Here is a 26066-nt window from a genome sequence, read left to right as displayed (position 1 = left end):
TAACGCAGCATCAATGCCAAACAGGCGCTGCCCTTCGGGTTCTGCCTAGGGACGATTTACTCTTTGTTGCTCGGTTTTGACTTAGCCCACTAGGTTACAAACCTCGCGCCGCAATTAAACCGCCCCTAGTTTGAACAAATTTTAATCCGTAAAGGTCAACAGACCGTAATTTAAAAGGATTGTTAGAGATACATGAGGCAATCATTACAGCTGCGCATGGGCCAGCAACTTACAATGACTCCACAGTTGCAACAAGCAATTCGCTTATTGCAACTCAGTACATTGGATCTCCAGCAAGAAATTCAAGAAGCGCTCGATAGCAACCCCTTGCTTGAAGTTGAAGAACACGATTACAGCGAAGACACTGCAGGTAAAAACGAACAAAAAGCCGATAACGATGACTTAACGCTAAGTGCCTCAGCTGACGATAAACCTAGCGAGTATGAGCAAGATAGCGGCGAAGCAATGACCAAAGACACCATTAGCGATGATATGGCTATGGATGTTACTTGGGATGAATATATGAGCGCTGCGCCTGCCTCTTCATCGGGCCCAATGCCAGAAGATGAATCTATTTATCAAGGCTCTTCGACTGAAACGCTGCATGAGTATTTAATGTGGCAACTTCAACTGACGCCGTTTAGTCCTACCGATGAAGCGATAGCTATTGCAATTGTAGAAGCTGTGGACGATTCAGGGATTCTAACCCTTAGCTGTGAAGAAATATTAGAAAGCTTTAACCAAGAAAACGACGGCGAAGATGAAGTTGAACTTGACGAAATAGAAGCGGTACTAAAGCGTATTCAACTATTTGATCCAGTGGGAATAGCCGCGCGTAGTTTACAAGAGTGCTTGTGTATTCAGCTAAATCAATTTGATAAAGACACACCTTTTTTAAACGAAACAAAAATGATCTTAACCGATCATATTGATTTACTTGCTGCACGTGACTATCGCACGTTAATGAAAAAAACAAAGCTTAAAGAAGATGAGCTAAAAGAAATCATGACGTTGATTCATACGCTCAGCCCAAAACCGGCAGACACTATTGTCAGAGAAGAGTCTGAATACGTTATTCCTGATGTGTCGGTTAAAAAAGTTAAAGGTCGTTGGGTAGTTGAATTAAACCCAGATAGCATGCCTAAGATCAGAGTAAATAGCCAATATGCAGCTATGTCGCGTACGGTTAAATCAAGTGGTGATAGCCAATTTATTCGCTCGCACTTACAAGAGGCTAAATGGTTTATAAAAAGCTTAGAAAGTAGAAATGACACGCTACTTAAAGTAACCAACTGTATTGTGCAGCAGCAACAGGCCTTTTTTGAACACGGTCCTGAGGCTATGAAGCCTATGGTGCTTAACGATGTGGCTGAAATGGTGGAAATGCATGAGTCGACTATATCGCGTGTTACTACGCAAAAATACATGCATACACCACGTGGCATTTTTGAGCTTAAATATTTCTTTTCAAGCCATGTAAGTACTGAAAATGGTGGCGAATGTTCATCAACAGCAATACGTGCATTAATTAAAAAATTAATCGCTGCAGAAAACTCAGCTAAACCATTGAGTGATAGTAAAATTGCAGATATATTGGCAGAGCAAGGAATTAAAGTAGCGAGGAGAACCATTGCAAAATATCGCGAATCTCTAGCTATTCCCCCGTCTAATCAACGTAAAAGTTTGATTTAAGGCGTACAACAAAGAGGAAAATGTTTATGCAACTGAATTTAACTGGTCGCCATGTAGATATTACCGACTCGCTTAGAGACTACGTAAATAGTAAATTTTCGAAGTTACAGAGGCACACTGATCACATAACGAATGTGCACGTTATTCTCGATGTAGAAAAACTAAACCAAAAAGCTGAAGCAACCGTTCATGTTAGTGGCGCTGAGATTTTTGCCTCTACTGAGCATCAAGATATGTATGCCGCTATAGACTCGCTCATTGACAAGCTAGATCGTCAAGTAATTAAACACAAAGAGAAACTTGCTCGACACTAACACTATGAAACTAAGCTCACTTATCTGTCAGGACTGCAGTAAAGCTGCGGTCCTTTTTAATAGTAAAAAAAGAATTTTAGAATTTATCAGTGAATTGGCTCACAATAAGCTGCCCTATTTAACACAACAAGATATTCTTAATGCATTAACTGCAAGAGAAAAGCTTGGAAGTACAGGCATTGGCCGAGGCATTGCTATTCCACATGGTCGCATGAGTGGTGCTCAAGAGCCCCTTGCTTTGATTTTAGTGAGCGAAACAGCTATTAATTTTGATGCGATTGATAACCGACCGGTTGACATTTTTGTCGCGTTAATTGTTCCCGATGGCGATAATCAGCAGCATTTGAAGACGCTAGCCACGATTGCTGATAAGCTCAATGATAAAGAATTTTGTAAACAGTTACGCGCCGCCAAATCGGATAGCGAACTATATCAGGTTATCGTCAGTCAATCGTAGTAACAAAGAAAGGTGATAAATGGAATTAATAATTATAAGCGGTCGTTCAGGGTCAGGTAAATCTGTGGCGTTACGCGTTGTGGAAGACTTAGGTTATTATTGTGTAGACAATATTCCTCTTAATTTATTACCATCATTAGTGCGCAGTGTTTCCGACAGTTATAATAAAATTGCCGTGAGTGTTGATGTACGTAACCTACCTAAAGAGCAACAGCAGTTTAATGAAATCATTGAATATTTACCTGGTTTTACTAAACCAACGGTATTTTATTTAGACAGTGACGATCAAACATTAATAAAACGTTTTTCAGAAACGCGACGTCTCCACCCTTTATCTATTGATTCTTTGCCGCTTGATTTAGCCATAAAAAAAGAAAAACAACTGCTTGATGTATTGATTAATCGTGCTGATTATATGATTGATACCACAGATTTAAGTGTGCATCAGCTTGCTGAGTCTATTCGTGAAAAAATACTCGGAAAAAAAGATAAACAACTGATCATTACCTTTGAGTCATTTGGTTTTAAACACGGCATCCCTAAAGAAGCAGATTACGTATTCGATGCCCGCTTTTTACCAAACCCGCATTGGGAGCCTGAACTTAAGCCACTTACAGGGCTGGACCAACCAGTAAAAGACTACCTAGCAAGTCACAGTATAGTGCAAAAATTTACATGGCAAATTCAAACATTTGTGCAAACATGGTTGCCGCATTTAGAACGAAATAACCGCAGCTACTTAACCATTGCAATTGGCTGTACTGGTGGGCAACACCGCTCTGTTTATTTAGCGCAAACCATTGGTGAAAGCTTTGCAATGAGCCATCCTAATGTAAAAATTCGCCACCGAGAACAAGAATAAAGCTTGCGAGAAGATGTCATGCGCTTAGAAAATACATTTTTAATAAAAAACAAATTAGGATTACACGCTAGAGCGGCGACAGTATTAGCTCAGCTTTCTGTGCAATTTGATGCCACAATCACTTTATTTCAAGATGACAAACAGGCCGCTGGCGATAGCGTGCTGGCACTTATGTTGCTCGAAAGTAGCCAAGGCAAAGAAGTTAAGGTGGTATGCGAAGGCCCCGACGCTGAGCCTGCACTTAGCGCAATAGGTGAACTAATTGACCAACGATTTAATGAGCAAGAATAAAAAAGTTCATTATTAACTCATCATCCTAAGCTTAGGTTAATAGTGGTTGAGGTAGTTTGCTCACATAAAGTAAGATAAACTAAAATTGAATAGCATTTATACCCTTCCAGCATGTAATACAATTTAATTAAGGACGCCAATGCCTGAAGCTTTAGAACAAGATATTCCACTACAACAACTAAAACAGGTGACTAAGTCACTAAATAGTGGTCAATTTGTTCAAGTTAGACGCATGCTGGCAAAAACGGCGCCTTGTGATACCGCACTTCTTTTAGAATCATCCCCGCATAAAATTCGCCGTATGCTCTGGCAGCTTGTTGATCCTGATGTACAAGGTGATGTGCTTGAAGAGCTGTCTGAAGATGTACGTTTGGGTATTATTGCGCAAATGGCACCCGAGCACATTGCTGCCGCAACCGAAGACATGGGCCATGATGACTTAGGGGAAGTACTACGTAGCCTACCTGACACCGTTTATAAAGATGTTGTTAGCGCTATGGATATTCAAGATAGAGAACGTGCAACGCAGGCTTTATCGTATCAAGAGCGCTCTGCTGGCGCATTGATGAATATAGATACCGTTACTATTCGCCCCGATGTGACTCTAGATGTGGTACTGCGTTATATTCGCTTACGCGGCGAATTACCTGAGGGTACAGATGACTTATATGTGGTTGATGAAAATAACTGCTTTTTAGGCGCCCTATCGCTGAGTACTTTATTAACTAATCCCCCTGAAAAAATTGTTCATGAGTTAATGGATGAAGACTGTGAGTCTATTCCTATTTCAATGGATGAGAGCGAAGTTGCACAATTGTTTGAGCGTCATAACTGGATATCGGCACCGGTTGTTGATGACAACGCACACTTGCTTGGGCGGATCACCATTGATGATATCGTTGATGTTATTCGTGAAGACGCTGAGCACAGTTTACTGGGTTTAGCGGGTTTAGATGATGAAGAAGATACCTTTGCACCTGTGTTGAAAAGCTCTAAAAAGCGCTCAATTTGGCTGGGTGTAAACTTACTAACTGCATTGCTGGCTGCAATTGTGGCGAGCTTTTTTGAAAACACCTTAGCTATATTACCAATTCTTGCTGTGCTCAATGGTATTGTCCCGTCAATGGGTGGGGTTGCAGGCAGCCAAACCTTAACTTTGGTTATTCGCGGTATCGCGGTGGGCCATATCAACCAAACTAACCAACGTTTTTTATTATTAAAAGAACTCGCTATCGGCGCGATTAACGGTATGGTTTGGTCTATCCTAATTGCCGGTGTCGTTGCGCTTTGGCAATGGGATTTCAAACTCGGTGGTGTTTTAGCGTTTGCTATGTTTATGAATTTAGTTGCAGCAGGTATTGCGGGTGCTAGTATCCCACTATTGCTTAAAAAAATGAAAATAGATCCAGCACTTGCAGGCAGTGTGGTACTAACCACGGTAACTGATATTGTTGGTATATTTGCCTTCTTAGGTACTGCGACTTGGTTATTGATTTAATCTTTTTATAAACAAAAACACCGCATCAATACGCGGTGTTTTTGTTTAAGCCGATAGTTACTTTACATAAGTTAAGGCTACTTAGCGCGTTGGCGATTACCACCTACCTTAGGTTTAGTGTTGGCTTTTTTAAACTGGCTAAAGCCAGTATGACGAGTCAGCGCAGGACGACCGCCCTTGTTACCTTTTCCGCCTTTGGTTTGTCTTTCATCTCGTCCTTCTTCAGGGACTAAACAGTTAGGTCCTTTACCAATAAGCTTGGCTTTGCCCATGTTACGCAGGGCTTCGCGGATCATTGGCCAACCGGCAGGATCGTGATAGCGTAAAATCGCTTTATGCAAACGACGTTGGCGCGCTCCCTTAGGCACAGGTACTTGCTCCGTATTATTTTTAATATTACGTAGCGAGTTCATTTCTGTGTGGTAAATGGTGGTTGCGTTGGCCATCGGTGATGGATAAAAATTTTGTACCTGATCAAGCTTAAAATCATTCGATTTCAACCATAAAGCCATGTTTACCATGTCTTCATCTTTAGTCCCCGGGTGAGCAGAAATAAAGTATGGAATTAAATACTGCTTTTTACCCGCTTCTTTTGAGTACTTATCAAATAACGCTTTAAATTCATCATAGGCGCCCATACCTGGTTTCATCATTTTTGATAATGGGCCATCTTCTGTGTGCTCAGGTGCTATTTTTAAATATCCACCAACATGATGGGTTACTAGCTCTTTAACGTAACGAGGATCACGTACTGCAAGGTCATAACGCACGCCCGAAGCAATTAAGATCTTTTTGATCCCTTTAACCTCACGCGCCTTTTTATATAAGTCGATAGTGGGTGTGTGATCGGTATCCATATGCTTACAAATATCAGGATACACACACGACAAGCGACGGCACGTACTCTCTGCTTTTTTGCTGGTACAACGCAGTTTGTACATATTTGCAGTTGGCCCACCTAAATCAGAAATAACCCCCGTAAAGCCCGGCACTTTATCTCTAATTTGTTCAATTTCTTCGATAATCGATTCTTGAGAACGGCTTTGTATTATGCGCCCCTCATGCTCGGTAATAGAACAAAACGAACAGCCGCCAAAACAGCCGCGCATAATATTTACCGACGTTTTAATCATATCGTAAGCAGGGATTTTATCATCGCCATAACTTGGATGTGGTATACGCTGGTAAGGTAAACCAAACACGTCATCCATTTCCTGAGTTTCAAGCGGATAAGCCGGCGGATTCACCCAAATAGAACGATCGCCATGACGCTGAAATAACGCCCTTGCACAACCTGGGTTGGTTTCTTGATGTAAAATACGTGATGCATGGGCATACAAAGGCTTATTAACGCTAACCTGCTCAAATGCCGGCAGTTTAACGTAAGTTTTTTCCCACGGCTTAGGACGAGCAGGCTGGATGGTAATTGGTTTTGCAGCTTCTGCTTGTAAATCGATGCCGGCTTGCTTAAATTCTGATTTAGCACAGCCCACATCATCCGCGCCATAAGGATTAGGAATAGGGTCTATTTTACCAATTTTATCAATGGCTGTTGAGTCACTGCCACGCCAACCAGGTAAAGGCTCTTTACGAATAACTGCCGTGCCTCTAACATCCTGTATGGTATCGATGGTTTCACCGGCAGCGATACGATGCGCTACTTCAACTAACGGGCGTTCGGCATTACCATAAATTAAAATATCGCCTTTAGCGTCAAATAATACGCTACGACGTACTTTTTCTTGCCAGTAATCATAATGAGCAATACGGCGCAGACTGGCTTCAATGCCCCCTAACACTAATGGCACATCTTTGTAGGCTTCACGACAGCGTTGTGAATAAATGATCACTGCGCGATCTGGGCGTTTACCGCCGACATTTCCTGGTGTGTATGCGTCATCATGGCGCATTCGTTTTTCAGCGGTGTAACGATTGATCATCGAGTCCATATTACCGGCTGTAATACCAAAAAATAAGTTAGGCTTACCCAATGCCATAAACGCATCTTTAGAGTTCCAATCTGGTTGAGCAATAATACCCACTCTAAAACCTTGCGCTTCTAGCACTCGGCCAATTACGGCCATCCCAAAACTAGGATGGTCTACATAAGCATCACCGCTAATAATAATAATATCGCAGCTATCCCAGCCAAGCGCGTCCATTTCTTCGCGTGTTGTTGGTAAAAATGGAGCTGTGCCATAACACTCAGCCCAATACTTGGGGTATGAGAATAAGGCGCGTTCAGCTTTTAATGTGCTCATAAAATTGGCCGTTCAATAACAAAAGGCGCGAATTATACCCTATCGACATCCCCGTTGATATAGCACAAAATGAAAGCGCTGATTAAAAATTGTTTACCTTTATGGCATTACTAAAACTAATAAATCATCTAAACTTATTACGGCTAATGTCTGCTTTTGGAATAATACAAGGTAGATAAAATAGATCAAAAGCAACCGCGACTTCGTTAAACTATTAAATAATTAATAATTGATAGACGCTGTAAATTAAAATAGATGAGGAATACCTATTAAACTACTTAAAAAAATAATGCAGTTTTCAATCATTTTACTCCTGGTTTTTGTTGTCGTTGGATTATTGTTACCACAAAATTATCATGTGCAAAAAAGTATAAAGATTAACGCACGCGCTCCCGTAATAAAGTCATTAGTTGAGGACTTTACCCAGTGGTATAAATGGTCGCCGTGGCAACAAATAGACCCTAATATTAAGTTTAATATTGGAGAACCGAGCTCTGGCGCAGGAGCCTACCAATCTTGGGAAGGTAAATGGGGCAAAGGCGAAATGACAATATCGTCATTAAGCGATAATGAAGTTGTATTTAGTGTGTTATTTAATCAAGAGCATATTATCACTAGCAAATTGCTATTTAGCCCGCACACAAAAACCGTCACGTGGCATATAGAAGGACAAGCAACGATGCCGCTTATTTCTGGGTACGTTGCTATATTTGCTGAAAATATATTAGGTAATATAGTGACCCTAGGGCTAAATAACTTAAAAACGGTCGCTCAACTCAGTGATGCACAAGCAATAATGGAAAGCCATGACAGTCAAAACCGCACAAGCCAGGATTAAACTTGCCAATATTATTGAGTCACTGCTAGGTTACTCGGTCACAAAAGTGAGTAATATGCCTGCCATTGATGAAAAAACCTATAATCCTCAAGGTAAAGCCAAATCGCTTTATAGTATTAATAGCGAGCATTCAATTTTAGCGCGTGCTCAAAAAAGACAAGACTTACTACTGATTAAACAGCAACAAAATATTGAGACTATTTTAGCCTTAGCAATGGAGTTTTGTCCTGATGTTGCTTGCGCCAAACAGCCCGATGCTGATTGGGTAGAGCACTTTATAGCCTTATGTGAAGATACCTCAAATCAATCTATGCAAGTGTTATGGGCAAAAATTTTTACTGGCGAAACCATTAGCCCAGGTACTTTTTCTATTAAAAGTTTACAAACACTCAAGCACATGACCCAGCGCGAAGCCGATTCATTAAGAAAGTGCGTGTCTATTTCTGGGTATAACGAAAAGGATAGCAGCCACCTAATATTCTTGGGGTATTACAAAAAACCCTCGTTATTTGATTTACTAGGTAAAGGTAATAAAGTGTCATTAAGCATAGGTAAAAGCGGCGTGAGCTTTCCAGACGTACTAACTTTAATGGATTTAAACTTGCTGTATCGTAAAGAAATAGAGTCAGCGGCATTAAAAGTAGGACAAGAGTTCACCCTATCCTTTTTATCACAAAAACTAACCTTAAAAGCAAAAAGTAACGATTTGGTGCTTAGCTATTATAAGTTTACTCAAACAGGTGATGAACTATTTAGATTAATGAACTACCCGATTAACAAGGTGTACAAACAGTTAATTGGTTCAGCATTTGAAGGGGAGTTTGAATTAGTGTGGCACACTTCAAAATAACTAAAAAAAGCCACACAAGGTGGCTTTTCATTAAACTAATCGGTGCTTAAAAGTGAACTTGTATGCCCGCAAATGGCCCTGATGCATCAATATCAGTATTAATATCATCTACATCATCAAGTTCTAAAACCATAGAGCGGTAGCCCGCTTTAACCGCAACATCAACCGCTAGGTTATCAATAAACTCCCAAGCAATACCCATTTGGTAATCTTGTACTTTGCTGTCATCTATGGCTAAAAAGCTGCCTTCAGCAAAAACACTTAAACCACTAAATGGTAAACCCGCTTCAAAACGTCCATATACTAACGGCACAACACCAGAGAACTCTTCGATTTCAGTAAAGTTAGCGCCACCTTGTTGTGATGTACCTGTTACAACAAGCTCACCATCAAACTGCTTAGCATTAAGACCTAAATCAATTGAGATTAAATCGTTATCAAAAATCTCGTAGTAAAAAATATAATCAATATGCGATAAGTCAGTCACTGAATTAACATCAGTGCCTACAACATAATCAGTACCGTTAAAGCTAAATGTGTCTTCAAGCACTGTTGATCCGTTTAATTCAAGCTCAGTGTATTTTAACTTTAAATTTGGCACTAATGGCACTGGGTGCTCAAGCGCAGCGTAATAACTTACAAAAGTTTCATCTTCAAAGTTGAAGTTTTGCAGGGCGTTATTGTTATCAGAAAAGCTACCGTCATTATCTGCTTTCCAACCATCAACCCCTACATATAAGCCCAATACAGTGTCGGCTTGTGCTACAGGGGCTAAACATGCCATTGATAAGGCTGCTGCTATACAATACTTTTTCATTTTTTATCCTTGCGCTAATAATTCGCTGAGTTCAATAAGTGCCGCATTGGCTCTAGAAATATAATTTGCCATAACAAGTGAATGGTTGGCGACATAACCAAATCCATTACCGTTTAAAATCATTGGGCTCCATACCGTTTCTTGGGTTGCTTCAAGCTCGCGTATAATTTGTTGCAAGCTGACACGGGCGTTCTTTTTATCAAGCACATCGGCAAAATCATATTCAACCGCCTGTAAAAAGTGCAGTAAAGCCCAAGTGGCCCCACGTGACTCATAAAATACATCATCAATTTCCCACCATGATGTTTTTATTTGTTGTTGTAAAGGCGTATAGGTGGCCTGTGTATTTGAAGAGTTACCGGCGAGGTCAGTGTTAACCTTATCTTGACCCACGCTTGCACTTAAACGCTGACTTAAGCTGCCTAAACGCTTTTCAGCTTCTTTTAACCAACTGCGTAGGTTATCTGCACGAGAGTAAAATTGGCTATCGCGCTCATGCTGATTGGCTATTTGAGAACGATATACCATTAAATAATCAATCCCTTTTTGGTATTCACCCTCAGCACTTGGCCATGCCCATGCTTCAGAGCTGATATTAAATTGTGGCTGAGCTTTTTTGAGCGCTTCGTGTTCAGTTGATTGCGATTGTGAGCGGCTAAAATCTTTTCGCATAGACAACGCTAAATCACGCACCATTTCCAGCGCACCATACTCCCAGGCCGGCATATTGTCCATTATTACGCTCGGTGGTAGCACATCATTTGATAAGTAACCGCCTGATTTAGTTAAAAGCGTATCAGCTACAGTGATGAGTGTTGAAGTTGTTACATAACCTGTGACTAGTTTTTCACTGCGTTGCTGCGCTTGTTGCTTAGCATTTTGCACAACATCAAAACGTGAAGGCTCTATACTCCAGTACACTGCAATGGCGTAAAACACGACAAATAACAGTACCAGTGCCGTTATTATTTTTCCTTTATGCTGTGACATTTATCCTCCTAATGATGACTATGATCTTTCGATGCTTTTACCGGCTCTGCTTGTGAGGCTAACGAAACGACTTTTGCATTGGTAAATACTCGGTTCCCGTCTTCAAAATATAGCGTGAGTTTACGTTCTTGACCTACTTTTAACGGTTCTTGTGGTTCAAACACCATTAAATGATAGCTGCCTGGCTTAAAATCGAGTTGTTGGTGAGCTTTAATAAGCAATGATTCGACTTTTTGCATTTTCATCATACCGTCAGCGTGAACGTGCTCATGAATTTCAACACGCCCTAGGCCATCAATTGTCGCTTTAGTCAACGTTGCTGGTACATTGCTGTGGTTTTTAATACTAAAGTAAGCCACACTGGCTTTGGTTGCCGGCAAAAACTCTCTTACTTGCGCATGTGTTACTTGTAGCTGCGCAACAACACTATCGTGTTCATGTCCTTCGTGCGCCATTAACGAAGACGAAAAAACACCCACCATTAATGCACTTGCTATCGAAATACATTGTTTAATCATCAGTAAAATCCTTGTTAAAACAAAAAAATATAGTTCAAATTTATCATAATTCCCTTATGTTAGGCAGCTAATTTAAGCTCAAGAGACGACTTTTTTGTTATCTGCGATTAACCAACACAGCCCTGCTACAAACAATAACGGCCAAGCAATCATCAATGATCCGAATAAAAAAGCTAAAATAGTACCAGCCAGTGCCACCATCGCCGCGCCAACTAACCCCATCGTCACTAAAGCAACAATCGCAATAACAACGATAATAGCAACTAATGCACCAATGAGCTCTATACCTGTCCAGCTAATATCTGAGATCCATAGCGGAAACTGCCACACATCAAAGTGAATAATTGAACCGCTATTAATTAAAAACAACGCAACAATAACTAGGCACACGGCGAATGTTTTCATGCTACTCTCCTTACACTGCTTTTTCTTCAAGGCAACAGTGAGCAATTAAATAACCTAGCGCCACTGCAAACGGAAAACTTAAAAATAATAAAACAGTCACTAAGCGAGTAGACCATACCGGAAAGTCTAGTCGGTAAGCTAACCCACTACAGACGCCTGATATTTTTTTGTTAAGCGTATTTTTGTACCAACGACGGTGTGTATTAAAACTATTCATAACAATCTCCTTAAGCTGTTTGTTTATTAGCAGTATTTAAACTTGCTTTTAAACTAGCCAGTTCTGCATCAATTTTTTCGTTTTTAACCAGTGACTCAATTTGCATAGCTGTATTGCTCGCAGTATCTGTGAGCTCATACGCTTCAACTTGCGACTCTACACTTTCAACGCGGCGCTCTATTTGCTCAAATCGTGATAAGGCAAAAGCCACTTTATCGCTTTGTAGTTGCGTATTTATTTTTGCCCTTGCTTCAACTACGTTTTCACGCTTTGTAAGTTGTGCTTGTTTTGCTTTTGCCTGCATCATTTTTTGTTGTAAGCGCTCGCAGTCTTCTGTGATTTTTACAATTGATTGCTGCAATGTTTCAAGCTGCGTTTGCAAGCACCCTATGCTTTGTTCAACTGTGTGTTTTTCGGCTAATGCTGATTTAGCTAAATCGTCACGATTTTTTGCCACAGCATGCTCAGCTTTTAATTGCCAATTTGCGAGCGCTTGCTGTTTGTTACTTATTTGACGTTTAATGCTCTTTTCTTCACATAAAAGTGCAGCTGCCGTACTACGACACTCATTAAGCGCTTCTTGCATTTCAGTAAGCATTAAATTGAGTAACTTTTCTGAGTCTTCTGCTTTATCAAGCATAGCTACGATATTTGCTTGAATGACGTCGTTTACGCGGTTAAATATGCCCATGTTATTCTCCTGATGATTTTTATTTATACATCAACAGGATTCCAAGAGTTATGCCAACAACTTAAAATGGTTTTATTTTCATTAAATATCATGTGGTTAAGTTATTTTAAGTAGGTAAATTAATGACTCACCACTGAATGAAATTAAGTCGAATTGGCTAATAAATTAAACTTTTGACCAAAATTTGGGATCAAAAAAAGCCACCTGAGGTGGCTTTTTTCTATACAGAGGATCTGTTATTCGGGTACGTAACTTAGTGCTTTATCCATAACACTCAAATCAGCTTGCTTGCCATGGCCATTTTCAGATAAATGGCGTCTAAAACCACGCGCACCGGGTTGTCCCTGAAAAATACCCAACATATGGCGAGCAACATGCCAAAAGTTAGCGCCTAAACGCATCTCTTCTTCAATGTAATCATACATAGAGCGCACAACATCATGACGTGACTGAGTATTAGCAGCATCACCATATATTTTTTCATCAACTTCATTTAGCATAAATGGATTGCTGTAAGCCTCTCGGCCAACCATCACTCCATCTATGTACTGTAAATGCTCAAGGCTTTGCTCAATGGTTTTAACACCGCCATTAATACTTAAATCAAGTTGTGGATAATCTTTTTTAAGCTGATAAACGCGGGGGTAGTTAAGCTCAGGAACTTCGCGATTTTCTTTTGGACTCAACCCCTTTAGCCATGCCTTACGGGCATGAATAATAAAATCATCACAGCCTACTTTATGCGATGCTTCAATAAGCGCACATAAAAATTCATAGGAATCTTGCTCATCAATACCAATGCGCGTTTTTACCGTAACAGGAATACTGACTTCACTTTTCATTGCAGCAACACACTCTGCCACAAGCTCGGGCTCTGCCATTAAACAGGCACCAAAACGCCCATTTTGCACACGATCAGACGGACAACCTACGTTAAGGTTTATTTCATCATAACCGCGCTCACCTGCAAGCTTGGCACACTGTGCTAGCGCTTGCGGATCTGAGCCCCCCAGCTGCAGCGCTACTGGGCCTTCATGTTGATTAAAGTGCAAATAGTCGCCACGGCCAAACAAAATAGCACCTGTGGTGATCATTTCAGTGTAGAGCACGGTGTGCTTTGTCATTTTACGATGAAACGTACGACAATGGCGATCAGTCCAATCGAGCATCGGTGCCACGCTAAAGCGTCTAAACCCTGTATTACTTGCTATTACTGGGCTAGAGCCCTTATTTAGTGTGTTACTCATATAGTCTGAATTGCCTTGAATTGCCTTGAACCGCCGCGAGTTTCGATATACAGTCACCCTATAGTCACCCTTGCGGGGTTGGACTGATCAATAACTTAGGGTTAAATCATGGCTTCATATAATATCGAAAAACGCCGTCTTGCTTCAGGCGACTACCGCTATAAGTGCGTAGTACGCGAGAAATCTAAGGGTAAGATTATACACAATGAAAGTAAAACATTCAGTAAAAGAGTGTTGGCTGAGAGTTGGGGCAAGAAACAAGTTAACGATATTGAGCAATCGAGGGTGACTGAAACAAAACAAGCGGTCACCCTAGGCACCCTCATGAATATGTATTATGAAAACCATGATTTATGGAATGCTACGGGGCGTACTAAACAGTTTGTTATTAAGATGCTGATTGATTGCGACATAGCATCGGTTTTATCAAATGAGTTACGCACTAGTGATTTAATTGAGCATTGTAAAAATAGGCGTAGCGCTGGTGCAGGGCCAGCGACTATTTATCATGATATTGCATATTTGCGCAGCGTTATGAAAAAGGCGGGGCCAGTATGGAATATTGATGCTAACCATAAAATATTTGAAGACGCAGTGCCGGTGCTAATCGAAATGGGGTTAGTTGGCAAAAGCCAAAAGCGAACACGCCGCCCTACTGATAATGAATTAGATAAATTGCGTGAAGGCTTAAAGGAACGCATGGACTACAGGCCAAACGGTAAAGTACGGATTCCTTTTTTAGATATTTTAGATTTTAGTATTTTAACCTGCATGCGTATTGGTGAAGTTTGCAAGCTACGCTGGGAAGATTTAAACGAAGATCACAAAACTATTTTAGTCCGCGATAGAAAAGACCCACGTAAAAAAGAAGGCAATCACATGATTGTGCCTTTGCTTGCTGGCTCATTTGATATTGTTATGCAACAGCCTAAAAATGATGATTTGATATTTCCGTATAACTCACGATCGGTTACTGCTGGTTTCCAACGTGTGCGTAATTCGTTAGGTATTGAGGATTTACGCTATCATGATTTACGTCGCGAAGGTGCTAGCCGTTTATTCGAAAAAGGTTATTCAATAGAGGAAGTGGCCCAAGTAACAGGCCACCGTAATTTAAATATTTTATGGCAAGTTTATACGCAATTATTCCCGCATAAATTGCATGATAAGTTTTCATCTGATGAATAACGTGTAAATTTCTTACGCAAATTCGCCTTTTTAAATTTCATTTTTGTTTTTGTTTAACTTATTGTTTTGTAATGATTTTACTAACACTTACAAAAACCACTCTGATCTTTAAAACCTCACGTAAACGAGCTAAGTTATTGTTTATTAGTTTCATTATTTTTAATTCTTTATAAATTACAGTCGGTTAAACTGTAAAACAGTGAAATTAATCACGATCTTTTCAGATCCTTGATCTGCTAAGAACCTTATATAGGGCGCTGGCTGGCGGTTTAAATGAAGCACTTTAAAACTGTAAAAAAATAACGGTAAAGAGCGCGCAGGAGGGTGAGGAAGAGTGCGGATTTCGTGGCATACATTCTGTGTGGGGCTAGTTTCCGTGGCTAGAACATCGCTGGCCAACATAGACAGGGATAATTTTACTGCAGCGAGTGGCGGACACTAAAAAGCCCAGCGTGTTGCTGGGCTTGTTTGGGTTGCTTGTATGTTACTTTGTTATTGGGTCTAGCCTAGATTTTTGACCGCTTGCCTCACCTGCTTTACTTGTGAATACTGCTGCAGTTATCGGCGGGGGCATTGTGGTTGTGTGCTTATGGGTTGCGCATTCTGTTGCTATATCTTTTACTGTTGCCATTAGTTCTGATAGTAATTTAAGTACGTTCTCGCTGTCGCTACCTACCCACGTTTTAGGGCTCTTATGCTCTTGCTCTTTGGTTGCTATTACTTTGCGTGTTTCACACTGTAGCTCTGCTAATTTGCCAATGATTTCTTTTAATGATTCATCTGTTTTGTTTTCAAAGTTCCCTTGATCATCAATATGCTGATAAACACCTTCACGTACTTGAGTACGGGTTTCACCCTCTTTGATTGCAGGTAAGTCCCAACCAAAGGGCAATACAGCTCTAATGAATGGTTTATCGGCTCGGCCATAGGCAAAGCCAATTTCTACAATTGAATTAATAGCCGGCGGTTCTAGTCGCCCTGCTTTATCGCCTGCACCTGGTAATGGAAGTGGCACGGCTTGAAGTGGTTTTGATTTGGTGTCTGTGCCGTTTTCGTCAATGAGCTGCACGTTTACCGCATAACGTGGGTAGAATGCATCGCTACCGCGTTCGCCATCGATGGCCGGTAGTTCTGGCAAAGCAACTACTCTACCCCATCGCGGTAAATGTAATTGGCCGGTTAGTTCTGGAAACAACCGACGCACAATTCTTAATATCGCTTTTTCCATTGTTACCAACTTATTTGCATGTTTGTGCCTTGAAACTCAACGGCGGTTATACGTTCGTTATTGGCTGTAACGTTTGGGCGTATCATTGGAGCGGCTGGCATTTTTGCGGTTTTGCCAGCTTGATGATCGGTCATGAGTTCTTTTGCTATTGTCACAGGTTTATCAAACCAAAACGAATCAGCATAGCTACCAACAAACACTTTGCCGTTACCTTGTTGATACCACACAAAATCAGCAATGCGGAACGCGCGGCCTATGTTGTTTAACATGGCATAGCCTGAACTATCAGAGTAAAAACACGGTATGGCCGTATCAGCATAGGTTTTATCGGGTATTACAAACTCAACACCCGTTTGTGCTGTTATTTCATTAAGCACTTGGCGCATAGTTGGATGCCTTAGCATTACACTTAAATTATAAGCGAGTGATGCCGACCACTCACGGCAAAAAAGCGTAAACCAGCCATTAACTGCAGGTAGTACACGTTCAACATAGCCGTTAAATACGCGGTCAATCATATCGCCCCAACCTAAATCAACCGTCACCGGTGCTAACTTATCAACCTTTTGATTAACGGTTATTTGGCAGTTACCTGGTGTTGATGCCTGCAGCACAACCCAGTGATCTTTCATATCAACTTTTTTACTATTGATATGAGCGCGAGCAATAAAGCGAGCATTAGCGGTAGCCATTATGCAGTTCTCAGTTTTGCAAAGTTATCTTGAAGGTGCTGTTGTAAATTAGCGTATTGCACTTCGCTTTCACCGCCTTGCTGATTAGCTTGTGCTTGGGGAGCACGTTCCTCTACTTTTTCAGGCACCGACCTGCACTCACTAAGCGTAAAGTTCACTGCCCATTGTCGGGTAGTTTCTTGCTCTACCGCTTCAATTTTGCTGCTAAAACGCACTTGCTTAACCCCCAGCGTATTTGCTGTGCGATTACTTATACGATAAATAACACGCGCTCCGCCCTCAGTCGCTTCGGCTAAATTAAACAAATCGGCCAAGTTATCAGCCATAGTGAAAGGTAAAAAACCACTCACAGCCAACGTTTTAGCCTTAATACCGGTTTCAGCCTGATCAGTACTTGATGATTGGCCACTGGCGTCTTCGCTGGCAAGCTCTTGACTTGCCGTAATGCGAAGTGACTTAAGTGTTATTGATAGCGAGTTAAGGGTAAGCATATCAACTATTGTCCAGCAACAGTTTGTTTGGTTACCCAGTTCCCTGCTACTCTTTTTTGATGAACTAAATCTCCTCCCAATATCATCACACGCCAACTACCATCAACATCCTTTTCTCCATAATAAGTAGCTCGCCCATACTGCATTCCATTAAAAGATACACCTTCATCATCAATCGATAAGTGTTTACGCACACCACCATTATAAGTAGCCCATGAAAAATTACCGCCCGCACCCGAACTCGGGTTTATAAGGTATCCAAGGTTAAGATCTTCATCCGTCCAATATTCAGTAAACGTGCCTGATGCATTCCCTCCCGCCGTGTATAAACTTCTTTTGTAATTTCTGTTAACACGCACTGCATCTTCCGTAATTGTATTAAAACCCTGTAATACAAACTGTGCGTTAATAGGGTTTGGCGTGTAAGCCAAGTTTAGCCCTTCATGTGCGCCTGGGTCACTAATTACCGCTCTTTGTCTAGCTTGCAATTGTACATCATTACCAATTGCCAACCGCTCATCGCGAGATACGTTTTCAAGTGTAGGGCGCCCATTACTACCCACAGAAATATTACCGCTACATTTAATAGAAGGGTTAGCGTATATAGCTTCTTGAACTTGAGGCTTAACACCTGTTTCTATCAGTATATTGTCTGTAAGTGAAACGCCTAAAGCATCTGCCGCCAAATAGTTCATAAACGTTGGGAATCGCTCAACTATATTATTATGAACAACCAAATACTTATCGGGGTTGTCTTCTGCTGGCGAGCCAAATGTACCTAAAAACGGCTCCGTTCCGTCTTTACAAATATTATTAGCTACAACTAAGCGGCCGGCTCCCCAACTAAATGTTACAAGTCCTTCCGCATGGCCACTCACAGCCTGAGTTGCAAGGTTCGTTCTTTCACACTGGTTTTCTCTAAACCATGAACCACCTGTAATTGGTAATCCATTGTCATGTACAGAAGTATGAAAACAAGAACCGCCCAAATCGAAAAACTGATTGTTGCTTACATCTAAACCGTGGCCAACAATACATTCAGCAGCTGTATTACGAATCGTCATGTTATGGATAGCGCCCTTATTAGACATAAGCACTATCTCAGAATTAAATACCCATGCTTGAGAGGGTTGGCCTGCTGCGTTTCCGTCTATTTCGCCGTTACACACTACAAACTTATCATTTATAGTACTTTCAAACGAACTACCTCCACTGCCAATAAAGTTAACTCGCTTACAAATAATCGCACCAGTCGGCGTATTACTGCCATATTCAGTTCCTTTGTAATAAAAGGCACCAGATATAGTTAATTTATTACCATCAATGCTCAATATTTCACGTGCATCCGAGCTTATATTGTCTAAACCAACTCCCTTAATGGAATAAACAAAATCACCAACTTTAAACTTACTCGCATCGGCTACATAAATTTCTCGCGCATTTAAACTCGTACCAGATGGTATTATTTGTGTTGTTGTCGACGAGAATGTAGAAGCACTACGCCTTTGTACTTTACTGCCGTTTAAATCAATAACGCAGTGAGACAAGTTTCCGATTCTGTGATCATCATCGTATTTATAAAGCTGCCCTCTTGGGAATATAATGCGGGTGCCTTTATACGGCACACTTCGGCAATAATCTAACGCTCTGTTAAACGCATCACTTATCGTTTCATCACCCAAACGAATAAACTGCGCCACATACACACCATACCAATCAAGTGTGTCTTGTAGCGTCGTGGGTTTCACAGTCACATTTGCTTTAACAGCCAAAGAGATAGCGCTTGCTTTGTGGGCGCTTTCAGTTTCATTAATATGGTTTTCAATTTGCTGTTTTAACCCATTTATATTTCGCAGGTCGTCAATCGCATCTAAAGCAGTTATCTTCGCTATCTTAAGTACATAATGCTGTGTGCCATTCACATCAATGTAATCATCTATTTCCGCATCAGAAACCGTAAACGCAACTTTTGGTTTCCATGTACTAGACGCATTTCCATCAAAGTAGGCATCTACATATACAAATTGCGGATAACTTTGCAAAGTTAATATTTGCTCATTCTTTAATTCCACACGCAGGCCACTTACATAGCCTATGCCCGGTGTTACGCTAAATGTATTGGCGGTTGAGCGCGAAACTACTTTAAAACCATCATCAATAAACCAATCTTTGCCGTTCATATCACTAGCTAGCTGGCGAGTTAGCTCGTCCATGCCGCTTAAACGGGCACTAAAATCAAGCTGCCATGTTTCTGGCGATACGCTAATACCTGCCAAATCAGCTATGCCTGAGTACTCAATGCCAAAGTTACGATTTAGCGTATTACCAGCACTACCTGGCGCAGTAATCGTTTTTGCAACGGTAGGTACATGGCTAATAGCAACTAATGTTTGGTTAACTGATGAATATAAGCCTACCCAGTTAAATTCAAACGGACCCGTTAAGCTATCCAACACAGTAGAGTAAACAACTACATTATCGTTAATGCGGCCTGTTTGTTGAACGTCCTGCTGAAAAACAACGGAACCAGTTGGAATTTCCTCATTGCGATCAATTGCAGCGGTTGAGTCTTGCCCAGCCACGTTCGCAAAAATAAACGTATCAATATCTAATTGCTGATTCGCTTGCGCCTTTGCTGCAAATAGCTTTTCGCCGGCAATCGTTATAACTTGTGCCATGGTTTAGTACTCCTGTTTAACATGCGCGACGGTAAATTCAGCTTGGCTGTCCATCGTCATAAATCGGTTTGCTGGTAATAAGTTTGTGCATAACGTGGCAACAGAAAAGTCACTATCGCCTTCAAAATATCTAATTGGTGCAACTAGCGTTTGCTTTGCAATAGTCACGTATTCATAACGACGAGTCGTTCGCCCATATTGGCGGCATAATGCATTTATTAAATTTTGGCGTTCGCCTAAGTCTGTATCTAGCAATTGCAGGCTTACAACGTCCCAATCTGCAACGCTTATTCGCTCATCAATGGTTATCCATGGCATACCGAGCTTTTCAAACATATCAAGCCAGCCGCTTTTGCTCCCTGCCCCTTTAGCAAATGGCAAAGCATACTTAACGCGCGTTCTGTACATCAGCTCTGTTTCGTTAGGTATTTGGGTAATGTCTCGCTCCCATGCGAGCAAATTAACCAACTCAAGTTCGGCGGTCATTGGGTCAAGTTGCTTTGCAGGCCATGCCAGCATGTCGGCTACACGCTGCCAATAAATAACAGCGGCTTGGCGTAGTTTATCCAGCTCACTTGCTGGACGAGCTAGCCAGTACGGCATTTTAGTTAGCGCTTGCCAGTTTATGTTCATAGTGCATTACCGTTTTCAATGGTTAACGTGTTTAAGCGCGGTACATTGTTTTGGCTGGTTATATCGGTTTGATGCCAATTTAGTGAGTCAATACCGTCAAACTCTCTATGTAACTCTTGGCTTAATCGGCTAAAGCTAAAGCGGCTGGCTGGCTGTGTTTTAGTCACTGTGTAATCTGTGTTTTCTCTAAACGCACTGCGTATAAAGTTTTCAACGTTTGTTAGTAATGCGGTTACTTGGGTCGCTAATAAATAGCCATGCGGGTAAACAGTTACACCTACACTCACATTTACACCTGGCATGGCAATTACTTGTAAATCGTCGCCATGACCATGGAAGCCTTTTTCCATTACGTATTCGTTTAAATCATCAATTAAGCTTTGGCTGGGTGTACCTGTGTCTAACAAAATATAGGCATTGGCAGTACCAGGGCCACGCGGTGCATCGTGTTCAAAAAATATATTGTCGGTATCAAGGCCACTGCGCTGGGTTAAAATAGCGCGATAAACGGCGTCAATGTGCCAAGGCGCTGCAGCGGTAAATGCGTTACGGGTGCGTAGTTTTAAATCTTGGTTTGTCTCGGCATCAGCGCCAAGCGCATCAAGCCAGTTTTCATCATTAACTGCACTGGCAATACCCGTTACTGACTCAGGTAAAATATGGTAATAACCTGCGCCTAGGTTGTATGCTGACCCTGCATTTTCGGCAACAACAGGCACTAATACGCTTGCTTGGTTTTCAGGTAAAATTACATCATCAACCGTTAGCACACGGTAAACTGTGCCATTTATCGCGTCGGTTTGTATTACCGTGCCAGCACTAATTAATAAACCTGGGCCTGTAATTGCTGCGCGATTAAATCGCACTTTGCCATGTGCTCGCTCTTCACTTTTACGCGTTAGGTCGTGCTCCCATGCTTTGGCTTCAATAAACTCGCTATCAGTGGCCGTTTGCAAAAACAGATTAGGGAGTATTTTTTCAATTAATATTTTGTTCACTACCCATGTGGCAGGCTTTGCCACAATCGCGCTAATAAGTCGCCAAAATGGTGAATAAGGCGAGTCGTTAGCAATAATACTGCCGCTTTCATCTACGTCTTGTTTAAATAGCGTTTTCCAGCCCTCTTCGGTGGTGGGTATACCCGCTTTTTCTACAATGCGTTTAAAGTCAATTATTGGGGTTAAATCAGCCATTATTGCGCCTCTATGATCAATGATGAAATAGCGCCAAATTCGATGGTTTTAGCATGTACCCACCATTGGCCTTTTTGATTCTCGTTTTGCTCAACTTTTACCGTGCCTGGCATAATGCGCACATCATCTTCAACCAGTAGCTTTATTTGTGTTTGGGTATCTTGTGTAACGCCTGTTCCTCGCTCGCTTACTAATAAGTTTGCAAGGCCTGTGTCTAAAATTGCGTGCACAATGTCTTGGGCAATCACATCACGATCGGTTAAATACATGGGGTTGTGCCCTGCATCTAACACCACGTCGCCATGTTTAATTTGTAAATCGCGGTAAATACTCATGAGTGCATCTCAACAAAGTTCATGTAATTGGTATCGCCTTTGGCTGGGTTAATCGTTACGCTGGCAATGTGAGTTGATTTTTGTTGGTTAGCGTTGCTAATTTGCTGGGTAATACCGCCGCGTTCAACTCTGCTTTGCACTGGGGAAATGGCCGCAATGCTTGGGATGCTGCTAGCTTGTGGTTGTGTGGCTGGCACTTTCTCTAGGCCAATTAAACCTTTTACACCTTCAAAACTGGTGTCTATTTCAATGCCCGCTAGGCTTGCTAGTTCTTCAATTGCCCATAGCAATGGTGCGAATAAAAACTCTACGGCTTTCCATGCGTATTCAAGGCCAGTGAGTAACACGTTTACCCAGCTAATATCAGCAAAGCTGGCTTTTAGGTCATCCCAGTAATAAATCAGTGCGCCCACGGCGGCTATTGCTAAAGTAATTCCCGCAACAATTAATAAAATAGGGTTTGCGGCCATTACTAGGTTTAAAGCAAACATTGCGGCTCGCATGACCGTTACTGATGCAGTCCACGCAGCATTTAGCCATTTCCCTGTTTTTATGATGGCGCTCCACGCAGTCATGGCCATTATTGAAGCTCCCATTACAACAGAAATTAATCCGCCTGCGGCTACGAATGCCAGCACACCAACAGCGGCATAACCAAGCCATTTTGTTAATGTTGGGAACTCTTCTGTAAAACTTAAGACGCCTGATCCCATGTCGGCAATTAAGCCCACAAAGTCGTTAAAGGCTGGCAAAATCGCAGAGCCTAACGCTGCACGTATTACATACCAACTTTGGCTTAAACGCTCGCTTTGGTCGGTCATTGCTGAAGCCATTTTTTCAGCTTGCTCCATACCTTTAACTTTACCCAAAGCGTCCATATTTACTCTTAATGCATCTGTATCTTTCGAAAGCAAATCAATAAACCCTAATGCTTGATCAGTTCCAAATGCCTCTTTTATTTCTAGCCTGTCTGAAGCTATTGTTAAATCACCATACTTACCTTTTAATTTTTCTAATATTTCTATTGTTGGTAATAACTTTCCATACTGATCAGTAAAGTTCATCCCTAACTTTTCTTGAGCTTTTGCAGCTCCGCCCAAGAATGCTTTGTATTGTGTTGCTGACTCACCTCCGCCAAGTGTTGACTGTAGCGTACCGAGTATTGCCATCTGATCGCTTAACGCTTCTTTGGATGCGCCACTCATTCCTTTGAATGCATCAGCCATTTTTTTACCGTCAGTCTTAAATACTTGAACTGCGGTAGCTGTCATGCCTGTTAATTGTTGTACCCATTCGCCTTTGCCCATTGATTCGGCTTCATTTTTAAATGTGCCATACATGGTACCCATATAATCTGTGATGGTGGCAGCGTCCGCTTTGGTGGCTGCAGCAAGCACGTTCCCTGATAACGTAAACGCTGATAAGTCAGCATCGTTAAGGCCTGCAATGGCGCTTTGTATGTCGTAGCTAGATTTAACAAATTCAGTCGACGACTTGCCGTACTTAAGCGCAAATTCGTAAGAGGTATCGGTTAGTTGCTTTAGTGCCGATTCGCGCACGCCAAGCGATTTAACCTCGCCCAATGCGCGATCCATTTCTATGGCTGGCATGAGTGCGTTTTGTAGTGCATAACCACTGGCCGCAATACCCGCAACGCCCGACGCCATTTTCATGGTGCCGCGTTGATAGTCGTTGGTTAACCCATTTAAGCTATTGCTTACTTTGGCAATAGGCTTTGTTATTTGGTCAATCATGCCAACGGTAAACATTAGCGGTTGCGGTAAACTCATTTACTTGCCCCCAAAGGCTTTGCACACAGCATTGGTTATTACGTTTTCTAAGTTTTCGCGCTGGTTTTTATACAACCAACCAGCGCGGGCTAAACTTTGCTCGTCGTCATTTTCATGCGGTAATAAATGACGGCGTAAAATAAACAGTTGTTCAAGCTGATTCGAGTCGATTGAATCAATCAGCCCTTCTATTTTTTTACGGCAATTTCCAACACTGGCGAAAACTCAGCTTTTAGCGTTGATGCAATTTGCAGCTCAGAACCTGGCGACGCTTCAAGCACTTTTTTAAGCGCTGGCTTTTGCTCGTCGGCAATGGTGCGCATTACCATGTTGTGTGATGCTGCAGTCATAGAGCCGCCACGTGCTACCGAGTCTACAAAGTCGCTGTGATCTTGCACTGTCATGTTGAAAGTAAAATCAGTCGCGGCGATGGTTAATATAATTGCTTGTTTCATGGGTTATTCCTTAGATTTAGTTAATATTTTAAGTGTTTAATTCGTTACATTTTTTCTAACAGCTTGTCTAACTTTGCATCCATGCTATCTAGCCGTTTCTCAAACATTTTTTGAGACTCGGCTCGCATTAGTTTTACGTGCTTTAGCTCTTGTGCATTGGTGTCGATGCGTTTATCTAAATCAGCAAAAAACCAAAACCCGCTAACAATCACAATTAAGGTTGTTAGCACATGCGCTATATTCACTTCTTTTTTTACATGCCAGCCATCAGCTTTATTTTCTGCCATTACTTAGCTACTCCTTTAATTTTTTCGACTGTCCTTAAGCTTGCTAAGCCAAGTAAAGCCAGCGTTAACTCCATCATTACATCGGTTGGCAGTTCTGGCGTTCCGGCTTCTGGCATAATCCATTGTAAAATAGGGTTTATTAAAAAGGTAAACAAAAAGCCAAAACCGCACACCCAGAGTAAAAATGGCCGAGCACCTGCTACAAAGGTTGAGCGGTGTTGTGCTGCATGGGTATTTGCTAGCGCTTGCATTAGCAGGGGTTTTTGCTGAATCTCTGCTAAATCGTTGCTTAGCTGCTGGCGTTCTTCGTCTGATGTGAATAACGCATCACCCGCTTTGCCAATGGCTTCTATTGGGTTGCCATTAAATACTTTTGAAAACCAGCCCATGATCAGCACTCCGCTTGTTGTAAATAAGTAGCTTCACGCCAGCGGCGCGTTGTGTATCGGTCGCCAAAGTTAACCAGTTCGTCAATCATGGCTTGCGTATTTTGGGTTATGGCCGTGCGCCAAAAGTTAGGGCAACGCTTTGCTAAATTGCCATATTGAAATGCCACCGACGCAATAACGGTTTGCATAGGTTCTGGCAGTTGCTCAAACTTAATGGCTGAATGCTTGTTGTAAGTAGCAACTAGGTAATCGGTTGATTGCTGCTTAACGCATAAATCAATAATGGTTGCTTCATTTTCGTTAATGTTAAGCGGGTTTTGCTTACATGCTTTTAATGCTTGCTCGCCTTTTAATAAGCAAAAACGCTTTAATTTATTAGCAATAAATTCGGGCAATAAGTACTTAAGTGCCGCTTCATCGCATTGGCCAATATCAAAGCCGGTGGCAATAGTAACCCCCGAATTAGAATGTTTAGGATCGGGCACATAGCCAGATAGCTGTGGGCCACCTTCCAGTGCGGCGATAAACTTAAAATTCACTTTGATATTGTTCATTTTGCTACTCGCTTAACGATTGGCACGGTACACAGCGCTGCACACCTTTTATCGCTTTTTGCCGCTCTTTTGGTATTGGGTCGCCGCAATCAATGCAATCCGTTGCACTGAGCACGCCGCTGTTGTTAAGTCCGTTTAAGCGCTGATCAACAAAACGTTTTTCAGCGCGTTCCTGTGCAATTACTAGGTGGTCTAGATCATCCAT

The 26066-nt window shown here is 41.7% G+C and carries 30 protein-coding genes; 9 read left to right on the top strand and 21 right to left on the bottom strand.

The genetic code is table 11. The annotated features are described in order from the left end of the window. Positions 1-192: 192 nt before the first annotated feature. The 6 genes from ABZP26_RS02175 (at position 193) to mgtE (ending at position 5114) form a co-directional block, all read left to right on the top strand. A complete protein-coding gene (locus ABZP26_RS02175) occupies positions 193-1692 on the top strand; it encodes an RNA polymerase factor sigma-54 (RefSeq protein ID WP_024601344.1) in 1500 nt (499 codons plus the stop codon). Positions 1693-1718: 26 nt separating this feature from the next. Continuing rightward, positions 1719-2006: a ribosome hibernation promoting factor gene (gene hpf / locus ABZP26_RS02170; protein ID WP_010390562.1), complete on the top strand. Its 288-nt coding sequence runs from the start codon at positions 1719-1721 to the stop codon at positions 2004-2006. A gap of 4 nt (positions 2007-2010) precedes the next feature. Beyond that, positions 2011-2463, top strand: coding sequence for a PTS IIA-like nitrogen regulatory protein PtsN (gene ptsN, locus ABZP26_RS02165; protein ID WP_013463980.1), 453 nt, complete (start codon positions 2011-2013; stop codon positions 2461-2463). A gap of 19 nt (positions 2464-2482) precedes the next feature. After that, positions 2483-3325 carry an RNase adapter RapZ gene (rapZ, locus tag ABZP26_RS02160; protein WP_010390558.1) on the top strand — a complete coding sequence of 281 codons (843 nt, stop codon included), beginning with the start codon at positions 2483-2485 and terminating at the stop codon, positions 3323-3325. A gap of 18 nt (positions 3326-3343) precedes the next feature. Then, positions 3344-3616: an HPr family phosphocarrier protein gene (locus tag ABZP26_RS02155; protein ID WP_013463979.1), complete on the top strand. Its 273-nt coding sequence runs from the start codon at positions 3344-3346 to the stop codon at positions 3614-3616. A gap of 139 nt (positions 3617-3755) precedes the next feature. Beyond that, positions 3756-5114, top strand: a complete 1359-nt coding sequence (mgtE, locus tag ABZP26_RS02150; RefSeq protein ID WP_013463978.1) for a magnesium transporter — start codon at positions 3756-3758, stop codon at positions 5112-5114. A 77-nt stretch (positions 5115-5191) separates the two neighbouring features. Here mgtE and ABZP26_RS02145 read toward each other — a convergent pair whose 3' ends face one another. Then, positions 5192-7375 (bottom strand): YgiQ family radical SAM protein, encoded by a 2184-nt coding sequence (locus ABZP26_RS02145; protein ID WP_024601348.1) that lies wholly within the window; start codon positions 7373-7375, stop codon positions 5192-5194. Between the two features lie 289 nt (positions 7376-7664). Here ABZP26_RS02145 and ABZP26_RS02140 point away from each other — a divergent pair, with 289 nt between their 5' ends. Next, positions 7665-8213, top strand: coding sequence for an SRPBCC family protein (locus ABZP26_RS02140; protein WP_028834533.1), 549 nt, complete (start codon positions 7665-7667; stop codon positions 8211-8213). Beyond that, positions 8182-9063 (top strand): TIGR03899 family protein, encoded by an 882-nt coding sequence (locus ABZP26_RS02135; RefSeq protein WP_215521916.1) that lies wholly within the window; start codon positions 8182-8184, stop codon positions 9061-9063. Before ABZP26_RS02140 ends, ABZP26_RS02135 begins: the two co-directional genes overlap by 32 nt. A 46-nt stretch (positions 9064-9109) precedes the next feature. On the opposite strand, the gene ABZP26_RS02130 is transcribed toward ABZP26_RS02135, so the two are convergent. The 7 genes from ABZP26_RS02130 to dusA all read right to left on the bottom strand — a co-directional run bounded on the left by ABZP26_RS02130 (position 9110) and on the right by dusA (position 13948). Next, complete coding sequence (locus ABZP26_RS02130) at positions 9110-9880, bottom strand: TIGR04219 family outer membrane beta-barrel protein (protein ID WP_368485319.1); 771 nt, start codon at positions 9878-9880, stop codon at positions 9110-9112. 3 nt (positions 9881-9883) lie between these two features. Beyond that, positions 9884-10870: a DUF2333 family protein gene (locus tag ABZP26_RS02125; protein WP_013463973.1), complete on the bottom strand. Its 987-nt coding sequence runs from the start codon at positions 10868-10870 to the stop codon at positions 9884-9886. Between the two features lie 8 nt (positions 10871-10878). Beyond that, the gene (locus tag ABZP26_RS02120; protein ID WP_024601351.1) at positions 10879-11388 is read right to left on the bottom strand and encodes a copper chaperone PCu(A)C; all 510 of its coding nucleotides are present in this window, start codon (positions 11386-11388) and stop codon (positions 10879-10881) included. Between the two features lie 78 nt (positions 11389-11466). After that, positions 11467-11793: a hypothetical protein gene (locus ABZP26_RS02115; RefSeq protein ID WP_016900286.1), complete on the bottom strand. Its 327-nt coding sequence runs from the start codon at positions 11791-11793 to the stop codon at positions 11467-11469. A gap of 10 nt (positions 11794-11803) precedes the next feature. After that, positions 11804-12010, bottom strand: coding sequence for a PspC domain-containing protein (locus ABZP26_RS02110; RefSeq protein WP_013463970.1), 207 nt, complete (start codon positions 12008-12010; stop codon positions 11804-11806). A gap of 10 nt (positions 12011-12020) precedes the next feature. Beyond that, positions 12021-12701 (bottom strand): PspA/IM30 family protein, encoded by a 681-nt coding sequence (locus ABZP26_RS02105; protein WP_033104267.1) that lies wholly within the window; start codon positions 12699-12701, stop codon positions 12021-12023. A gap of 236 nt (positions 12702-12937) precedes the next feature. Further along, on the bottom strand, positions 12938-13948 hold the full coding sequence (dusA, locus tag ABZP26_RS02100; protein WP_368485318.1) for a tRNA dihydrouridine(20/20a) synthase DusA: 1011 nt from the start codon (positions 13946-13948) through the stop codon (positions 12938-12940). Between the two features lie 108 nt (positions 13949-14056). On the opposite strand from dusA, the gene ABZP26_RS02095 reads away from it, so the two are divergent. Next, the gene (locus tag ABZP26_RS02095; protein ID WP_368485317.1) at positions 14057-15136 is read left to right on the top strand and encodes a site-specific integrase; all 1080 of its coding nucleotides are present in this window, start codon (positions 14057-14059) and stop codon (positions 15134-15136) included. A 484-nt stretch (positions 15137-15620) separates the two neighbouring features. Here ABZP26_RS02095 and ABZP26_RS02090 read toward each other — a convergent pair whose 3' ends face one another. The 13 genes from ABZP26_RS02090 to ABZP26_RS02030 form a co-directional block, all read right to left on the bottom strand. Further along, positions 15621-16364 (bottom strand): hypothetical protein, encoded by a 744-nt coding sequence (locus ABZP26_RS02090; protein ID WP_290187293.1) that lies wholly within the window; start codon positions 16362-16364, stop codon positions 15621-15623. Between the two features lie 2 nt (positions 16365-16366). Next, positions 16367-17056, bottom strand: coding sequence for a hypothetical protein (locus ABZP26_RS02085; RefSeq protein WP_368485316.1), 690 nt, complete (start codon positions 17054-17056; stop codon positions 16367-16369). Next, a complete protein-coding gene (locus ABZP26_RS02080) occupies positions 17056-17547 on the bottom strand; it encodes an adenine glycosylase (RefSeq protein WP_368485315.1) in 492 nt (163 codons plus the stop codon). Before ABZP26_RS02080 ends, ABZP26_RS02085 begins: the two co-directional genes overlap by 1 nt. 5 nt (positions 17548-17552) lie before the next feature. Beyond that, the gene (locus ABZP26_RS02075; protein WP_368485314.1) at positions 17553-20225 is read right to left on the bottom strand and encodes a phage tail protein; all 2673 of its coding nucleotides are present in this window, start codon (positions 20223-20225) and stop codon (positions 17553-17555) included. Positions 20226-20228: 3 nt separating this feature from the next. Next, positions 20229-20858, bottom strand: a complete 630-nt coding sequence (locus ABZP26_RS02070; RefSeq protein WP_290187297.1) for a hypothetical protein — start codon at positions 20856-20858, stop codon at positions 20229-20231. Beyond that, the gene (locus ABZP26_RS02065; protein ID WP_368485313.1) at positions 20855-22051 is read right to left on the bottom strand and encodes a baseplate J/gp47 family protein; all 1197 of its coding nucleotides are present in this window, start codon (positions 22049-22051) and stop codon (positions 20855-20857) included. Before ABZP26_RS02065 ends, ABZP26_RS02070 begins: the two co-directional genes overlap by 4 nt. Continuing rightward, positions 22051-22386 (bottom strand): DUF2590 family protein, encoded by a 336-nt coding sequence (locus ABZP26_RS02060; protein ID WP_368485312.1) that lies wholly within the window; start codon positions 22384-22386, stop codon positions 22051-22053. The genes ABZP26_RS02065 and ABZP26_RS02060 overlap by 1 nt, the downstream gene beginning before the upstream one ends. Beyond that, positions 22383-24176 carry a phage tail tape measure protein gene (locus tag ABZP26_RS02055; RefSeq protein ID WP_368485311.1) on the bottom strand — a complete coding sequence of 598 codons (1794 nt, stop codon included), beginning with the start codon at positions 24174-24176 and terminating at the stop codon, positions 22383-22385. Before ABZP26_RS02055 ends, ABZP26_RS02060 begins: the two co-directional genes overlap by 4 nt. 188 nt (positions 24177-24364) lie before the next feature. Continuing rightward, positions 24365-24631, bottom strand: coding sequence for a putative phage tail assembly chaperone (locus ABZP26_RS02050; RefSeq protein WP_215522035.1), 267 nt, complete (start codon positions 24629-24631; stop codon positions 24365-24367). 44 nt (positions 24632-24675) lie between these two features. After that, positions 24676-24918, bottom strand: coding sequence for a hypothetical protein (locus tag ABZP26_RS02045; protein WP_024603005.1), 243 nt, complete (start codon positions 24916-24918; stop codon positions 24676-24678). Further along, positions 24918-25307, bottom strand: a complete 390-nt coding sequence (locus tag ABZP26_RS02040; protein ID WP_089368145.1) for a 3TM-type holin — start codon at positions 25305-25307, stop codon at positions 24918-24920. Before ABZP26_RS02040 ends, ABZP26_RS02045 begins: the two co-directional genes overlap by 1 nt. Positions 25308-25309: 2 nt before the next feature. After that, the gene (locus ABZP26_RS02035; RefSeq protein ID WP_368485310.1) at positions 25310-25861 is read right to left on the bottom strand and encodes a pesticin C-terminus-like muramidase; all 552 of its coding nucleotides are present in this window, start codon (positions 25859-25861) and stop codon (positions 25310-25312) included. Between the two features lie 4 nt (positions 25862-25865). Continuing rightward, entirely contained in the window at positions 25866-26066 is a 201-nt protein-coding gene (locus ABZP26_RS02030; protein ID WP_368485309.1) for a TraR/DksA C4-type zinc finger protein, read from the bottom strand.

Source organism: Pseudoalteromonas sp. SD03 (assembly GCF_040937955.1).
Classification (GTDB): domain Bacteria; phylum Pseudomonadota; class Gammaproteobacteria; order Enterobacterales; family Alteromonadaceae; genus Pseudoalteromonas; species Pseudoalteromonas tetraodonis.
The sequence above is the reverse complement of the archived record's forward strand: the minus strand, read 5'-3'. Positions and strand labels throughout refer to the sequence as shown.

Bases quoted from the DNA above. Each gene is read 5' to 3' on its own strand.
- hpf (WP_010390562.1), top strand. From the start codon at position 1,719: ATGCAACTGAATTTAACTGGTCGCCATGTAGATATTACCGACTCGCTT.
- ABZP26_RS02140 (WP_028834533.1), top strand. From the start codon at position 7,665: ATGCAGTTTTCAATCATTTTACTCCTGGTTTTTGTTGTCGTTGGATTA.
- ABZP26_RS02125 (WP_013463973.1), bottom strand. From the start codon at position 10,870: ATGTCACAGCATAAAGGAAAAATAATAACGGCACTGGTACTGTTATTT.
- dusA (WP_368485318.1), bottom strand. From the start codon at position 13,948: ATGAGTAACACACTAAATAAGGGCTCTAGCCCAGTAATAGCAAGTAAT.
- ABZP26_RS02155 (WP_013463979.1), top strand. From the start codon at position 3,344: ATGCGCTTAGAAAATACATTTTTAATAAAAAACAAATTAGGATTACAC.
- ABZP26_RS02085 (WP_368485316.1), bottom strand. From the start codon at position 17,056: ATGGCTACCGCTAATGCTCGCTTTATTGCTCGCGCTCATATCAATAGT.
- ABZP26_RS02120 (WP_024601351.1), bottom strand. From the start codon at position 11,388: ATGATTAAACAATGTATTTCGATAGCAAGTGCATTAATGGTGGGTGTT.
- ABZP26_RS02145 (WP_024601348.1), bottom strand. From the start codon at position 7,375: ATGAGCACATTAAAAGCTGAACGCGCCTTATTCTCATACCCCAAGTAT.
- ABZP26_RS02130 (WP_368485319.1), bottom strand. From the start codon at position 9,880: ATGAAAAAGTATTGTATAGCAGCAGCCTTATCAATGGCATGTTTAGCC.
- ABZP26_RS02110 (WP_013463970.1), bottom strand. From the start codon at position 12,010: ATGAATAGTTTTAATACACACCGTCGTTGGTACAAAAATACGCTTAAC.
- ABZP26_RS02065 (WP_368485313.1), bottom strand. From the start codon at position 22,051: ATGGCTGATTTAACCCCAATAATTGACTTTAAACGCATTGTAGAAAAA.
- ABZP26_RS02045 (WP_024603005.1), bottom strand. From the start codon at position 24,918: ATGGCAGAAAATAAAGCTGATGGCTGGCATGTAAAAAAAGAAGTGAAT.
- ABZP26_RS02040 (WP_089368145.1), bottom strand. From the start codon at position 25,307: ATGGGCTGGTTTTCAAAAGTATTTAATGGCAACCCAATAGAAGCCATT.
- mgtE (WP_013463978.1), top strand. From the start codon at position 3,756: ATGCCTGAAGCTTTAGAACAAGATATTCCACTACAACAACTAAAACAG.
- ABZP26_RS02060 (WP_368485312.1), bottom strand. From the start codon at position 22,386: ATGAGTATTTACCGCGATTTACAAATTAAACATGGCGACGTGGTGTTA.
- ptsN (WP_013463980.1), top strand. From the start codon at position 2,011: ATGAAACTAAGCTCACTTATCTGTCAGGACTGCAGTAAAGCTGCGGTC.
- ABZP26_RS02115 (WP_016900286.1), bottom strand. From the start codon at position 11,793: ATGAAAACATTCGCCGTGTGCCTAGTTATTGTTGCGTTGTTTTTAATT.
- ABZP26_RS02135 (WP_215521916.1), top strand. From the start codon at position 8,182: ATGACAGTCAAAACCGCACAAGCCAGGATTAAACTTGCCAATATTATT.
- ABZP26_RS02055 (WP_368485311.1), bottom strand. From the start codon at position 24,176: ATGAGTTTACCGCAACCGCTAATGTTTACCGTTGGCATGATTGACCAA.
- rapZ (WP_010390558.1), top strand. From the start codon at position 2,483: ATGGAATTAATAATTATAAGCGGTCGTTCAGGGTCAGGTAAATCTGTG.
- ABZP26_RS02175 (WP_024601344.1), top strand. From the start codon at position 193: ATGAGGCAATCATTACAGCTGCGCATGGGCCAGCAACTTACAATGACT.
- ABZP26_RS02095 (WP_368485317.1), top strand. From the start codon at position 14,057: ATGGCTTCATATAATATCGAAAAACGCCGTCTTGCTTCAGGCGACTAC.
- ABZP26_RS02070 (WP_290187297.1), bottom strand. From the start codon at position 20,858: ATGAACATAAACTGGCAAGCGCTAACTAAAATGCCGTACTGGCTAGCT.
- ABZP26_RS02035 (WP_368485310.1), bottom strand. From the start codon at position 25,861: ATGAACAATATCAAAGTGAATTTTAAGTTTATCGCCGCACTGGAAGGT.
- ABZP26_RS02075 (WP_368485314.1), bottom strand. From the start codon at position 20,225: ATGGCACAAGTTATAACGATTGCCGGCGAAAAGCTATTTGCAGCAAAG.
- ABZP26_RS02030 (WP_368485309.1), bottom strand. From the start codon at position 26,066: ATGGATGATCTAGACCACCTAGTAATTGCACAGGAACGCGCTGAAAAA.
- ABZP26_RS02080 (WP_368485315.1), bottom strand. From the start codon at position 17,547: ATGCTTACCCTTAACTCGCTATCAATAACACTTAAGTCACTTCGCATT.
- ABZP26_RS02050 (WP_215522035.1), bottom strand. From the start codon at position 24,631: ATGAAACAAGCAATTATATTAACCATCGCCGCGACTGATTTTACTTTC.
- ABZP26_RS02105 (WP_033104267.1), bottom strand. From the start codon at position 12,701: ATGGGCATATTTAACCGCGTAAACGACGTCATTCAAGCAAATATCGTA.
- ABZP26_RS02090 (WP_290187293.1), bottom strand. From the start codon at position 16,364: ATGGAAAAAGCGATATTAAGAATTGTGCGTCGGTTGTTTCCAGAACTA.